Source organism: Chryseobacterium sp. G0162 (assembly GCF_003815715.1).
GTDB lineage: Bacteria > Bacteroidota > Bacteroidia > Flavobacteriales > Weeksellaceae > Chryseobacterium.
In genome coordinates this window covers 3135758-3148905 of sequence record NZ_CP033922.1, presented here as the reverse complement: position 1 = coordinate 3148905, position 13148 = coordinate 3135758, and the positions used below count along the sequence as shown (strand labels likewise).

General features: G+C 36.3%; 15 protein-coding genes. 9 read left to right on the top strand and 6 right to left on the bottom strand.

All coding sequences use genetic code 11. From position 1 onward, the window contains the following. Positions 1 to 40 precede the first annotated feature (40 nt). Both EG344_RS14320 and truA read right to left on the bottom strand, forming a co-directional pair. The gene (locus EG344_RS14320; RefSeq protein ID WP_123909991.1) at positions 41 to 394 is read right to left on the bottom strand and encodes a hypothetical protein; all 354 of its coding nucleotides are present in this window, start codon (positions 392 to 394) and stop codon (positions 41 to 43) included. 22 nt (positions 395 to 416) lie between these two features. After that, complete coding sequence (gene truA / locus EG344_RS14315) at positions 417 to 1169, bottom strand: tRNA pseudouridine(38-40) synthase TruA (RefSeq protein WP_228412740.1); 753 nt, start codon at positions 1167 to 1169, stop codon at positions 417 to 419. Between the two features lie 87 nt (positions 1170 to 1256). Between truA and lpxK the strand changes: the two genes are divergently transcribed. From lpxK to EG344_RS14285, 6 genes are all read left to right on the top strand, one after another. Further along, on the top strand, positions 1257 to 2282 hold the full coding sequence (gene lpxK / locus EG344_RS14310) for a tetraacyldisaccharide 4'-kinase (protein ID WP_123909990.1): 1026 nt from the start codon (positions 1257 to 1259) through the stop codon (positions 2280 to 2282). Beyond that, positions 2266 to 3081 (top strand): purine-nucleoside phosphorylase, encoded by an 816-nt coding sequence (locus EG344_RS14305; RefSeq protein WP_123909989.1) that lies wholly within the window; start codon positions 2266 to 2268, stop codon positions 3079 to 3081. The genes lpxK and EG344_RS14305 overlap by 17 nt, the downstream gene beginning before the upstream one ends. Before the next feature lie 247 nt (positions 3082 to 3328). Then, positions 3329 to 3844 (top strand): TlpA family protein disulfide reductase, encoded by a 516-nt coding sequence (locus EG344_RS14300; protein ID WP_123909988.1) that lies wholly within the window; start codon positions 3329 to 3331, stop codon positions 3842 to 3844. Positions 3845 to 3921: 77 nt separating this feature from the next. Further along, on the top strand, positions 3922 to 4377 hold the full coding sequence (locus EG344_RS14295; protein WP_123909987.1) for a GNAT family N-acetyltransferase: 456 nt from the start codon (positions 3922 to 3924) through the stop codon (positions 4375 to 4377). A 151-nt stretch (positions 4378 to 4528) separates the two neighbouring features. Next, positions 4529 to 5623: a DNA polymerase IV gene (gene dinB, locus EG344_RS14290; RefSeq protein WP_123909986.1), complete on the top strand. Its 1095-nt coding sequence runs from the start codon at positions 4529 to 4531 to the stop codon at positions 5621 to 5623. A 48-nt stretch (positions 5624 to 5671) separates the two neighbouring features. Then, positions 5672 to 7144 carry an alpha-amylase gene (locus EG344_RS14285; protein WP_123909985.1) on the top strand — a complete coding sequence of 491 codons (1473 nt, stop codon included), beginning with the start codon at positions 5672 to 5674 and terminating at the stop codon, positions 7142 to 7144. Positions 7145 to 7195: 51 nt separating this feature from the next. Here EG344_RS14285 and EG344_RS23960 read toward each other — a convergent pair whose 3' ends face one another. The 3 genes from EG344_RS23960 to EG344_RS14275 all read right to left on the bottom strand — a co-directional run bounded on the left by EG344_RS23960 (position 7196) and on the right by EG344_RS14275 (position 9928). Beyond that, a complete protein-coding gene (locus EG344_RS23960) occupies positions 7196 to 7363 on the bottom strand; it encodes a hypothetical protein (protein ID WP_164464440.1) in 168 nt (55 codons plus the stop codon). Between the two features lie 135 nt (positions 7364 to 7498). Beyond that, on the bottom strand, positions 7499 to 8860 hold the full coding sequence (locus EG344_RS14280) for a carboxylesterase family protein (RefSeq protein ID WP_123909984.1): 1362 nt from the start codon (positions 8858 to 8860) through the stop codon (positions 7499 to 7501). A 165-nt stretch (positions 8861 to 9025) separates the two neighbouring features. Then, positions 9026 to 9928 carry a helix-turn-helix domain-containing protein gene (locus EG344_RS14275; RefSeq protein ID WP_123909983.1) on the bottom strand — a complete coding sequence of 301 codons (903 nt, stop codon included), beginning with the start codon at positions 9926 to 9928 and terminating at the stop codon, positions 9026 to 9028. Positions 9929 to 10056: 128 nt separating this feature from the next. Here EG344_RS14275 and EG344_RS14270 point away from each other — a divergent pair, with 128 nt between their 5' ends. Further along, positions 10057 to 10461, top strand: coding sequence for a cupin domain-containing protein (locus EG344_RS14270; RefSeq protein ID WP_123909982.1), 405 nt, complete (start codon positions 10057 to 10059; stop codon positions 10459 to 10461). A gap of 36 nt (positions 10462 to 10497) precedes the next feature. After that, positions 10498 to 11550, top strand: a complete 1053-nt coding sequence (locus EG344_RS14265) for an NAD(P)-dependent alcohol dehydrogenase (RefSeq protein WP_123909981.1) — start codon at positions 10498 to 10500, stop codon at positions 11548 to 11550. 49 nt (positions 11551 to 11599) lie between these two features. On the opposite strand, the gene EG344_RS14260 is transcribed toward EG344_RS14265, so the two are convergent. Continuing rightward, complete coding sequence (locus EG344_RS14260; protein ID WP_123909980.1) at positions 11600 to 12028, bottom strand: winged helix-turn-helix transcriptional regulator; 429 nt, start codon at positions 12026 to 12028, stop codon at positions 11600 to 11602. 168 nt (positions 12029 to 12196) lie between these two features. On the opposite strand from EG344_RS14260, the gene EG344_RS14255 reads away from it, so the two are divergent. Further along, positions 12197 to 13075 carry an NAD(P)H-binding protein gene (locus tag EG344_RS14255; protein WP_123909979.1) on the top strand — a complete coding sequence of 293 codons (879 nt, stop codon included), beginning with the start codon at positions 12197 to 12199 and terminating at the stop codon, positions 13073 to 13075. The last annotated feature ends 73 nt before the right edge of the window (positions 13076 to 13148 follow it).

The following is a 13148-nucleotide window of genomic DNA, read 5'->3' as shown; positions in this document are numbered from 1 at the left end:
GCTAATCTCATTTTTATCAAACCTCTTGAACGCTTCAATTTCAATTCTGTGAATCATCCGAAACCTTACCGATCTGTTGAATTTCTATAGAGGGCTTTTGCAGATTTTCTTTTTTATATTTTTGTTCCAGAAGAAGATAAACTCCCCATACTGCAAGAAGAGAAAGTAACCAACCGACAAGGTTAGCGGCAGAAAAACCTGTATAATTTACATTATTCACAGCCTCTGGATCAGTTGAAGCTAAGTAAACTCCGTAAGACATTCCTAAAATGATCTGAGTACCCAAATAAACCCCTACCGCCAAAAGTCCCAGCTGCCATTTCACTTTTCCGAATTTTTCTGCTAATCTTGCATAATATCGATAAGCTCCAATGAGAATAAGAATTGATAACATGATTATAGTTTTTAGTTTTTATTTAAAATTCATAGCCTACATCTACAAGATATAATCCATGGGCAGGAGCAGAGGTTCCGGCAGCATTACGGTTTTTATCTTCAATGACTCTGCGAAGATCTTCCGGTTTTAATTTTCCTGTACCAATCTCTATCATTGTTCCTACAATCGCACGCACCATATTTCTCAGAAAACGGTTGGCAGAGACCGTGAACTTCAGTTCCGCTCCATTCTGTTCCCATTTTGCGATGTACATTTTGCAGATGTTCGTTTTATTGTCGGTTTTTAATTTAGCAAAACTTGTAAAATCTTCGTATTCAAAAAGAATTTTACAAGCTTCGTTCATTTTGTTGATATCCAAAGGTCTTTTCCAGTGCTGCCAGGCAGATTCCTGAGTAAACGGATTTTTTTCCAACGAAATATAATATTCATAGGTTCTGTAGGTCGCATCGAAACGGGCATGAAAATCATCCTTCACCCTAAAAATTCTTTCAATGGATATATCAGGAGGAAGAAAACTGTTTAGTCTTCGAGGAAGCTCATCATTCAGTTCCTGCTCCGTATCAAAATGAGCAAATATTTTTTTAGCATGAACACCAGTATCCGTTCTTCCGGCTCCTGTTGTTTTAATCTCTTCTCTTAAAATGGTGGAAAGTGCTTTTTCCAGTTCTTCCTGCACAGAAATAGCATCCGGCTGTATCTGGTAGCCGAAATAATTCTTTCCGTTGTAAGAAAATTCTATAAAGTATCTCAATGTATTGTAATAACTCCACAAAAATACTTTAATTTAACGAAATATTTGTTGAAAAGTCTTTGAGAATATTACTCTAATGCTTATGAAAATTCCTATTTTTGCAATCGTATGAAAAGATGGTACCTTTATCCTTTTTCCCTTGCTTATCATATGGTAACGGGTATCCGAAACACAATGTATGATTTGGGGATTTTTAAATCGACAAAATTCAAGACACCGATAATCAATGTCGGGAATCTCTCTGTGGGCGGAAGCGGAAAATCGCCGATGGTGATGTATCTTGCCCAGTATTTATCCAAACATTACAGAACCGGAGTCCTTTCACGAGGGTACGGAAGATTAACAAAAGGCTATGAAGTAACGAATTATGAAAGCAACTACAAGATTGTAGGGGATGAAGCGATGCAGCTTTTTGAGCGTTTCAAAAACCGTTTTGTGATTGCAGTTTCGGAAGAACGTGTTCCCGGCGCCAAAAAAGTGATTGAAGATATGGATCTTGGAGTACTGATTTTGGATGATGCCATGCAGCACCGTGCCATCAAAGCGGGATTCAATATTCTGATGACCGATTTTAATGATCCGTTTTTTAAAGACTATCTTCTTCCTGCCGGAGATCTTAGGGAATCCAGAGCCGGATCTAAAAGAGCAGATGTCATTATGGTCAGCAAATGCCCTGATGAGCTTACAGAGGAAACCAAAAGATATTATATTTCAAGGATCAGACCTTCTTATAACCAAAAAGTGTTCTTTTCATCTATCGGTTATGACGAAAATGTATACGGAAAAGATAAAATGCTTCCGGATAATAATCTAAACTACTATGATATTCTACTGATTACCGGAATTGCGAACCCTAAACCGCTTCTGGAACATCTGGCTAAATTTTCAAAAAGGGTAACTCATCTGAAATTCAGAGATCATCATAATTTCACGGATGATGATATTAAAAAAATCCTTGCGGAGTATAAAAAATTAGGAGAATATAAGCTGATATTAACCACAGAGAAAGATTACGTTCGTCTGAAAACTTTTGACTATCTTAGAGAAATTGTTTACTACTGGCCTATCAATGTCATTATTGATAAAAAGGAAGAATTCAATCAAATCATCTTAGATTATGTTAGAAAAAATTAAAGAGACAGCTGATTTCATCAGAAATATCATTCAGGACACTCCTGATTTTGCGGTTGTTTTAGGATCCGGACTTGGGAAACTGCAGAATGAAGTAGAACCGATCCATGTTTTAGAATACAAAGATATCCCCAATTTTCCACAAACTACAGTAGTAGGACATACAGGAAAGCTTATCTATGGAATACTGGAAGGAAAAAAAGTACTGATGATGAGTGGCCGTTTTCATTATTATGAAGGGCATTCTATGGAAACAGTAACCTTTCCTGTAAGGGTTTTTCATCTGTTGGGAATTAAAAATCTTATTCTTTCCAATGCATGTGGTAGTGTAAATCCATCCTACAGTATTGCAGATATCGTTATTTTAAAAGATCACATCAATATGATGCCTGAGCATCCGCTTCGAGGTAAAAATATTGACGAGCTTGGACCACGATTTGTGGATATGAGTGAACCTTACAGCAAAAAAATGATCGCTGTGGCGGAACAAGCTGCTGCAGACAACAATATTAAAATCCATCGAGGGATTTATGTAGCCTTACAAGGTCCTACTTTTGAAACTCCTGCCGAATACGGAATGATTAAAGCTATTGGCGGTGATATGGTAGGAATGAGTACCGTTCCTGAAGTGATCGTTGCCAGACATATGGGAATGGATGTATTCTGTATGTCCGTTATTACAGATCTTGGAGGACCGGACATTGCCTTTGCTGTTTCTCACGAAGAAGTTTTAAATGCAGCAAATAAAGCCATGCCGAATGTAATCACCGTAGTGAAAGGCTTGATAAAAAATTACCAATAGGAATTCTCAAAAAAATATTTTAAAAACTTATAAATAACCACGAATGCACGAATAAAATGAAAAAATTCATGCATTCGTGGCAAAAAATATTCTCACTAAAAAATAGAGTTTTCTCTTTGAGGCAATCTTCATCTATACTATAACAATATTCATAGAAATTGTCAATAATATAAATTTTTCCCAATTCAGAAAAAATAAATACAGAATTGCAATGCATTGCTTAGTTTTGTGTAAATGAAATTGTAGAATGAGAAAGTTGTTATTAATTTTTATGGTAGGTCTGTTTAGCTTTAGCTATGCACAAAAAATTCCTACTGCTCTTAAAACAGGATTTTCTAAGGAAGCCTTAAAACAAAAACTGGAAGATGAGGATGGAAAAACAATTACCATCCAGGAAATTCTGGATCAGCATAAAGGAAAAGTTTTAGTGATCGATTTTTGGGCCGGATGGTGCAGAGACTGTCTTCAGGCACTTCCAAAAGCCGAAATATTAGAAAAAAACAATCCAAATATTGACTTTGTGTTCTTATCGCTGGAAAGATCTAAAGAAGGATTTGATAAGAGTCTTGTAAGATTCAATATGAAAGAAAAAGACAATTATTGGTTTGCTTCAGGCTGGAAAAATGATTTCAACAATTATGTGGATCTCAACTGGATTCCAAGATATATGATTATCGATCAAAAATCAGCGATTGCAAAATATTATGCTATTTCTCCGGAAGATCCTGAGATTCAGCAGACCATAGACAAACTTTTAAAATAATTTTTAAAATATCAAAACCTTGAAGTTTAAACACTCCATCAAAGCGGAATGTTTAAACTTCATTTATTTTTTATACCATGATCACAAGAGAAGCCACAGAACAGGATTTAGAAATCCTTTTAACCTTTGAGCAGGGAATTGTTTCTGCAGAAAGACCTTTTAACAGTACATTGATTGATGGCGAAATCCATTATTATGATCTGAATGAATTCATACAATCTCCGGAGGCAACTTTAGTTGTTGTAGAAGACAATAATGAAATTATCGCATCCGGTTATGCTCTTATCAAAAATTCTGAGAAAGATTATAATAAATTTAAGAGCTATGCTTATCTGGGTTTTATGTATGTAAAACCTGAACACAGGGGAAAAGGTGTCAATAAAATAATTACTGATGCGCTTATCGACTGGGCAAAATCCAGGGGAATTTCAGAAATAAGACTTGATGTTTATGCTGAAAATGATTCTGCTGTAAAAGCTTATGAAAAAGCAGGTTTCGAACCTCATCTTCTTACAATGCGGCTAAAGTCGTGAAAAGGCTGGAGGCTGAGAGAGAGAAGCAGGAAATAATTTGAGACTTATGGTTATCAATTTCCTTACTGACCTCGTTAACTTCCTCCTTCAAGCTTCAAGCTTCCCGCTATAAAAAATTCACCATAAATACAGGAATCCATATCTTTGTGATATGGATTTTTCTTTGCCGCTTCGTAAAATTATTCACGTGGATATGGACGCATTTTATGCCTCTGTAGAACAGCATGATAATCCTGCACTGAAAGGAAAACCTATTGCAGTAGGTGGCCAACACAGAGGCGTAGTAGCTGCAGCAAGCTATGAAGCCCGAAAATATGGTGTCCGTTCTGCCATGCCCAGTAAAACAGCCAAAGAGAAATGCCCAGATCTCATCTTTGTTCCGCCCCGTTTTGCACGCTATAAAGAAATTTCAAAAATGATCCGTGAGATCTTCTATGAGTACACCGATCTTGTAGAACCGCTCTCATTGGATGAAGCCTATCTCGATGTTACCGAAAATAAAAAAGAAATAGAATCTGCCAACCAGATTGCAAGGGAGATTCGTCAGAAAATATTTGAACAAACGGGTTTAACTGCATCTGCAGGAATTTCTGTGAATAAATTTTTGGCTAAAGTAGCTTCTGATATCAATAAGCCTAATGGCCAGAAAACCATCCATCCCGATAAAGTGGAAAACTTCTTAGAAGAATTACCTGTGGAAAAATTTTATGGTGTAGGAAAGGTTACTGCTAACAAAATGTTTAGTTTAGGCATTTACAAAGGAAAAGATTTAAAGAAAAGATCGCTGGAAGAGTTGGTAAGAATCTTTGGAAAATCCGGAAAACATTACTACAATGTGGTTCGGGGTATACATACTTCTGAAGTTAAACCTCATCGGATCCAAAAAAGTGTAGCGGTAGAAAGAACTTTTTTTGAAGATCTTTTTGATGAACAGCAAATCAATGAAAAGCTGGAAAGCCTGGGGCAGGAACTTCATCAACGTCTACAGAAAAACAATATTCTCGGAAGGACTTTAACCTTAAAAATTAAGTATAAGGATTTCTCGCTTTTTACAAGAAGTGTAACCAGAGAGGAGTACTTTACGTCTCCGGAAGAATATTTCAATACAGGAAAAAAACTTTGGGAGCTACGCCCTTTTGATAAAGCTGTTCGCTTGCTTGGGCTATCACTTTCTCATTTGAACACGGAAGAAAAAAAGCTTGTCTCCGTTCAACTAAAAATCCCGTTTAAAGAATTTGAAAATTAACAGGTCATATTTTTTCGCTAACTTGTATTCCACAAATCAGCAAATTATATGAACCCAACAATGATTCAGTTTTTCCACTGGTATTCTGAAGGTGATGGAAAGCTATGGAAAGCAGCCGAAAAACAGTCCAAATACCTGGCGAAACTGGGAATAACTTCTGTATGGTTTCCTCCTGCTTATAAAGGAGCAAATGGTGGATACTCGGTAGGATATGATACCTACGATCTTTATGATCTCGGAGAATTTGACCAGAAAGGAACCCTGCCAACCAAATATGGTACTAAAAAAGAATATGCAAAAGCAATCAACGCTTTAAAAAAACAAAATATAGAGGTTATTGTAGATATTGTTTTGGGCCATAAAGCAGGGGGTGATGAACTGGAGAAGTTCAATGTGGTAAAAGTGGATGAAAACAACAGAGAAAAAGTGATTTCCGATATTATGGAAATAGAATCCTATACCAAGTTTACTTTTCCGGGAAGAGAAAAAAAATATTCTGATTTTGAATGGAATTTTACTTGCTTCAGTGGTGTAGATTATGCGGAGGGCATGGAGTCTCATATTTATAAAATACAATCTGAATATGGGGACGACTGGGAAGAAATGATCCATGATGAAAAAGGCAATTATGATTATCTGATGTACAATGACATTGAACACAGAAATCCTTTTGTACGCGAAGAGCTCAACACGTGGGCGAAGTGGTATTTTGACGAAACAGATTTTGATGGTGTTCGCCTTGATGCTTTAAAGCATATTTCCTTCGACTTTTATAAGGAATGGCTCACGCTGCTCCGCTCCAATACCGGAAAAAACATTTTTGCTGTAGGAGAATACTGGGCTCCCGGATATCTTCATCTGCTTCAAAAGTATATTGAAGTAACCGAAGGCTGTATGAGTCTTTTTGACAGCTCACTGCAAAACAATTTTCATAATGCATCTAAAGAAGGTGCTTCCTATGATCTCAGAAGAATTTTTGATGAAACCCTCACCCAAGCTGATCCTTTACATTCGGTGAGTATAGTTGCTAATCATGATACACAGCCGTTGCAGGATTTGGAAGCTCCTGTTGAACCTTGGTTCAAACCTATTGCCTATGCTTTGATTCTATTGCGAAAAGATGGGTATCCATGTGTTTTTTATCCGGATTTGTATGGTGCCCATTATACTGACAAAGATAAAGAAGGAAATGATCAGGAAATATTTATGCCTAAAATAGATGGTATTGAAGAGCTTCTGAAAGCTAGAAAAGATCATGCTTATGGAGAACAGCGAGATTATTTCGAGGATGCCAACTGTATTGGATGGATACGCGAAGGTGATGAAACTCATACAGGCTGTGCTGTAGTTCTTAGCAATAAAGAGGCTTACAACAAGCCGATGGAAATAGGAAAGCGATATGCCGGAAAAAAGTGTAAGGACCTATTAAAAAGGTTTAAAAATAAGATCCCCATCGATGAAAATGGTTGGGGAAATTTTCCTGTACCTGCCGGAAATGTAAGTGTCTGGATTCCGGAATAAATAATAAAGCGTACATGATGTACGCTTTATTTTTTTATCGTGTTGTAAATATTAGCATTTAATACCTCTACAACTCCATAGATCAGGAGCCCACTCACAACAGATATTGTCTTCGTTATAAAAGCAACAAGTTCTGTCTCTGATGATGATTCCACCATTTACATTTTTTAGTTCCTGACGGTCAATTTTTCTTGCATTGGAAGTTTTTCTGATTTTCATAATTATTATTTTTTTGAATTTGTAACTCAAATATAAACAATATATTATAATTATTATTAAATAAAACCTACCAACACCACGTTTTCATCTACCTAATTATTAAATAATAATGTACAATCTAAAATTATTGAAATTTTAGATTGTATTATTCTGCAGAACCTGAATTTTTCTGAGTTCTAAAATTTCAGGACGTTCTGATGCATCTGATATTGTTCCGGTTCTTGCAAACTCAGCCCACAGAGCCCTTAATTTTCTTCCGTGCTTTTGAATACGTTCCCAGGGAATATCTTTCAGGAGTTCAGAAGATTTCCAGGCAGATTCATTCCCGAAAATCAGAGGAAGATCAATGCAATGAGGAGCTCCAATAGGATTCTCTTTTAGTTTGGAATGTATCTTAAACAAATAAATATTCCCTCCTCCCCTTGCATAATTTTCTGCAAATTGCCTGGCTGGAGTTCCATAGATAATGTCCGTAGTTTTTTCAACCGTTTTATCCATAATCTTTAGCCCAAAGCCCTTTCCAAAATATTTATTTAAAGCTTCTGAAGTTTTTAGATAAAATGCGGTTTCATCTTTATTGAAACCAATCAGTACATCATATTTTTTAGCATTTTCACGCCATTTTTCAACAGATTCGTCTTCTCTACATAAAGGAGGAAATCCATATTGGATACCAAAAGGCATAGCAGCTTTTAAACCATATTTCATTACAGATGGCACTAATTTCCCATAATCATCCATCATTTTATAAATATCAACCTCATCTTTAATCTCTTCTGTTTTCTTTAAAAACTCAGCAGACATTTTCTGCCTTTTATGCCGCAATCCTAAAGGAGCACTTTGAATAATTACCCTATGAAATAAATTATCAACTCCTTTTGAGATCATCAAATGGGCAATAGCATCTCCTCCCGAAGACTGACCAAGCAGGGTAACATTTTCCGGATCTCCGCCAAAATCTGCAATATTAGCTTTGATCCATTTCAGGGCTTCCATTATATCCAACAGACCTAAATTAGGAGGTCTCTTTTCATCCCCTCCTAAAAAGCCAAAGAGCCCTAAACGATAAGATACTGTAACAACAATAATTTGTTGCTCTTTTACCCATTCTGCAGGATCAGCAGTGGGAAGGTCTCCACAACCAATCTCGTGGGAGCCACCATGAATCCAGACAATAACAGGAAGTTTTTCGTTTTCTAAGATATTTTCAGGACGTGTTATCGAAAGATATTGAGTAGATTCTTCAGGTTCAAATTCTTCAACCGGTGTTGCACCGATCATTTTTTCCACAAGCGGACTGAGTTTCTGTGGACAAACCGGAATTTTATCCTCAAACCTGTTGTCAAAGATAAAATGCTCAGCCGGAACAGGTTTTTGAAATCTTTCGGAATAGGCATAACGAATACTTTTAACTCTTATGATTCCTTCTTCCTTCAATCCAGTAATAGTGCCAAAGCGGATATTGAATACATGGGTTTCTTTATTCTGTGATTTCATTGTTGAGTGGTGAAAACTTCTACCTTTAAAGATAACCTTGTTTTCCGAGAATGGAAAATTTATATGAGTAATTAAACACTAATAGCGCTAATGAATGCATTAATTCCCACAAATAAATTCATTCGTGCTATTGTGAAAAAAGATTTGTGATAGTTGTGTTTAAACTCAGTTCAGGATTTTGTATTCACTTGGGGATATCCCTACTTTTGTTTTGAATAATCTTGTAAAATGCTGTGGATATTTAAAACCCAGATCATAGGAAATTTCACTGATTGATTTTCCATGATCTAATATCTGTACTTTCGCAATATCAATCAACTTATTGTGGATAAATTCCTGCGGAGAGATTCCTAATTCTTTTTTGATAAGGTCTCCGAAATAATTCGCTGAAAGATTCAGTTTTTCGGCAAAATAATTCACCATGGGAAAGCCTATATTTTTAGGATTGTCAGATTTTAAATAATCATCAACAAGATTCTCAAATTTCCCAATAACTCCCTGATTAATATGATCTCTGGTAATAAACTGACGGTCATAGAAACGCATACAGTAATTTAAAAACAGCTCAATATTATTTACAATTAATGATTTACTGTGTTTATCAATGGATTGTTCAAGTTCATGTTTTATATTTTTAAAACAATCCAGGATAATCTCTCTTTCTTTTTCCGAAAGGTGTAAGGCTTCATGTACATCATAGGAAAAGAAATTATATTCTTTTATATTTTTCCCAAGATTGGTTCCTTTTAAAAGATCGGGATGGAAAATTAACGCAAAACCTGCCGGCTGAACAGATTTATCTTTATTATAAATTCCATACGTTTGCCCTGGTGCGATGAAAACCAATGTTCCTTCCTGATAATCGTAACTATGCTTTCCATACTGCATATCTCCACACATCACATCTTTCAGGAAAACGGTATAAAAACCAAACTTCCTTCTGTATTGACAAATGGGATCTGATTTGGAAAAATCAATCACGCTCACCAACGGATGCAATGTTTCATGATGGGCCATTTTATTATATTCCGAAACCGTATTATAGATTTCAACCTCCTGATTTTCCATGAAGTATATTTTTACCATTCAAAATTACCAAATTCTGACATAACAGATATCGTGTCGGTAAAATTGGTAAGTAATTCGGTAATCCATATAAGTAAGGTTTCTCTGAAAGTTTCGAATTTTGTACCGTTATGGAAACTTTTAATACAACTATTTTTCCGAAGGGCGAAAAGGCTTCGTCGGATTATTTTTCAGGAGGAACTGCTTGGGTTCAAATCCTGAAACCTAATGAAGATCAACTGAACTGCCAAATCGGGAATGTAATTTTTGAACCCGGATGCAGAAATAACTGGCACTCTCATGGAGGTGGGCAAATTTTAATTGTAACTTCAGGAACGGGTTTTTACCAAGAGAAAGGAAAACCTGCACAGGCATTACATCCCGGAGATATTGTAAATATTCTTCCAAATGTGATTCACTGGCATGGTGCAGCTCCTGACAGTGAGTTCACGCACATCGCCATCAATACCAACACACAGAACGGTATTGTGGAATGGTTGAATCCTGTAACGGATGAAGAATATAACAATTTATAGCAACAATATATTAAACCAAATAAAATAAATAATCAAATGAGCACATTTACAGTAAAAGCTTTTGGGGCAGAGTCTACCACAGCAGATCTGAAAGAAATGAATATTGAAAGAAGAGAAGTTACTTCCAAAGATGTAGAAATTGAAATTCTATACTGCGGGGTATGCCATTCTGACCTTCATACAGCAAGAAACGATTGGGGTGGCACCATCTATCCTGCTGTTCCCGGACATGAAATTATAGGAAGAATTACCAAAGTAGGAAATGAAGTATCCAAATTCAAAGTGGGTGATCTTGCAGGTGTAGGATGTATTGTAGATTCTTGCGGACATTGTAACAGTTGCCAGCATGATCTTGAACAGTATTGTGAGAATGGATTCACCGGAACTTATAATGGAAAGGATAAACATTCGGGAGGTCATACTTTCGGTGGATATTCTCAAAAAGTAGTAGTAGATTCTCACCATGTACTAAAGGTACCTGAAAATCTTGATCCTGCTGCTGTAGCTCCTCTTCTTTGCGCAGGAATTACAACCTGGTCGCCTTTGAGACACTGGAATGTAGGTCCGGATTCTAAAGTAGCCGTTGTTGGTTTAGGTGGATTGGGACATATGGCAATTAAGCTTGCCAAAGGATTAGGTGCTGAAGTGACTTTATTCTCAAGAACACCCGGAAAAACTGAGGATGCTAAGCAGTTAGGGGCCGATCATGTTATTATTTCTACTGATGAAGAGCAAATGAAGTCAGTGAAAGGAAAGTTTGATGTGATTATTGATACCGTTCCTTATGTACATGATGTAAATCCTTATGTCACTACTTTAAATATCAGCGGAACTCATGTTCTTGTGGGATATTTAGGAGGTCTGGAACCTATTTTAAATACAGTTCCTATGATCCTGGGAAGAAAATCTGTAGCAGGATCTGTGATTGGAGGTATTGCAGAAACTCAGGAATTGCTGGATTTCTGTGGAGAACACAACATTGTTTCAGAAATTGAAATGATTAAAATGCAAGAGATTAATGAAGCGTATGAAAGAATGCTGAAAAGCGATGTGAGATACCGTTTCGTTATTGATATGCAGTCTCTATAATTTCTTCTACAGGATAAAAAGAGGTTCTTCGAATTGAAGAACCTCTTTTTTATTTTTTCAGGTTTTTACCAAAGCTATTCTGATTTTTATCAATCATGTATTGGTTTCCTTCAGCGCATTTGTAATCATTCCTTTCCATATCCTGAAAAGCCCATGCAGCCATTGCATCTATAACGGGAGCTAATTCATTGCCGGCATCACTCAATTTATAAGTCACATGAGGTGGTACTACAGGCTTAGCTGTTCTTATAATAAGCCCATCTGCTTCCAGTTGTTTCAGATGCTGAATTAACATTTTTTCTGTTACTGCAGGAATTGCTTTCTTCAGTTCACTGTATCTTTTTTCTCCTGTAGAAAGATTAAAAAGGATAATGGGTTTCCAGAATCCGCCAATTCTTTCCATAACGTACATTACAGGACAATCCTGCACTGTCTTTTTGTTCTCCTGGATCGTTGAACTTTCTTTGATGGCAGTCATAGTTACATACTTTAGGGTAAGTACTTGTATAAAAGTAAGTACAAATATAACTTTGTCTCAGGAAATAAAAAAATATTTGTTATGAAATCGCAATCATTTGCTCAATGGATAAAAATGAGTCAGTATTCGGTGATTTCATGACCATTAAAAACAATAAAATATTTACATATGAAAATTATTATCACAGGATCACTAGGAAACGTCGCCAAACCTTTAACAAAGCAATTGGTAGAACAAGGACATGACATCACTGTTATCAGCAGTAATGAAGAAAGAAAACAAGACATTGAATCTTTAGGAGCAAAACCTGCTATCGGATCTATTACAGATGTTGATTTCTTAACCCAGACTTTTACCGGAGCAGATGCTGTATTTGTGATGACACCACCTGCTATCAGTGCCGAAAATATCATTCAGAATACAATCAATGCCGGAAAGAATTATGCGGAAGCATTAAAGAAAACCGGGGTAAAAAGAGCAGTTATGTTAAGCAGTGTGGGAGCAGGATCTCCAGTAGAAAATGGTCCTATCAAAGGACTTCACCATATCGAAAAACTTTATCGTGAAATTGAAAACACCTCATTTACCTTTTTAAGAGCAGGCTATTTTTATACTAATTTCTTCAATGATATTCCATTGATTAAAAATGCAGGAATTATTGGTGGTAATTATTCTGAAAATACAGAAATTCCTGTGGTACATCCAGCAGATATTGCCAAAGCAGCTGCAGAGGAATTGGTAAACAATGACACAGGTAAAAATATCAAATACATTGTAAGTGACTCCCGAACAGCCTCTGATTTTGCCAAAGTATTAGGAGCTGCTATCGAAAAGCCAGCACTTCCTTGGGTAGAATTCACAGATGAAGATTCTTTAAACGGGATGCTACAGGCCGGTTTACCACAAGATATGGCCGAACTGTATGTTGAAATGGGAAAGGGAATGAAAACCGGAACCGTCCAAAAAGATTTTATTGAACACCATTCTCCTGTTACCGGAAATATTAAATTGGAGGAGTTTGCAAAGGAGTTTGTTAGTAAATTCTAACAATAATTTTGTTTAAGCCTCTGCTTTTAAGGCTGAAATAAAATTAACGAGTATCGGCGCACCTTTGGTGCGC

Coding starts and splice junctions, on each gene's coding strand:
- EG344_RS14320 (WP_123909991.1), bottom strand. CDS start 394: ATGTTATCAATTCTTATTCTCATTGGAGCTTATCGATATTATGCAAGA.
- lpxK (WP_123909990.1), top strand. CDS start 1,257: ATGAAAAGATGGTACCTTTATCCTTTTTCCCTTGCTTATCATATGGTA.
- EG344_RS14305 (WP_123909989.1), top strand. CDS start 2,266: ATGTTAGAAAAAATTAAAGAGACAGCTGATTTCATCAGAAATATCATT.
- EG344_RS14300 (WP_123909988.1), top strand. CDS start 3,329: ATGAGAAAGTTGTTATTAATTTTTATGGTAGGTCTGTTTAGCTTTAGC.
- EG344_RS14295 (WP_123909987.1), top strand. CDS start 3,922: ATGATCACAAGAGAAGCCACAGAACAGGATTTAGAAATCCTTTTAACC.
- dinB (WP_123909986.1), top strand. CDS start 4,529: ATGGATTTTTCTTTGCCGCTTCGTAAAATTATTCACGTGGATATGGAC.
- EG344_RS14285 (WP_123909985.1), top strand. CDS start 5,672: ATGAACCCAACAATGATTCAGTTTTTCCACTGGTATTCTGAAGGTGAT.
- EG344_RS23960 (WP_164464440.1), bottom strand. CDS start 7,363: ATGAAAATCAGAAAAACTTCCAATGCAAGAAAAATTGACCGTCAGGAA.
- EG344_RS14280 (WP_123909984.1), bottom strand. CDS start 8,860: ATGAAATCACAGAATAAAGAAACCCATGTATTCAATATCCGCTTTGGC.
- EG344_RS14275 (WP_123909983.1), bottom strand. CDS start 9,928: ATGGAAAATCAGGAGGTTGAAATCTATAATACGGTTTCGGAATATAAT.
- EG344_RS14270 (WP_123909982.1), top strand. CDS start 10,057: ATGGAAACTTTTAATACAACTATTTTTCCGAAGGGCGAAAAGGCTTCG.
- EG344_RS14265 (WP_123909981.1), top strand. CDS start 10,498: ATGAGCACATTTACAGTAAAAGCTTTTGGGGCAGAGTCTACCACAGCA.
- EG344_RS14260 (WP_123909980.1), bottom strand. CDS start 12,028: ATGACTGCCATCAAAGAAAGTTCAACGATCCAGGAGAACAAAAAGACA.
- EG344_RS14255 (WP_123909979.1), top strand. CDS start 12,197: ATGAAAATTATTATCACAGGATCACTAGGAAACGTCGCCAAACCTTTA.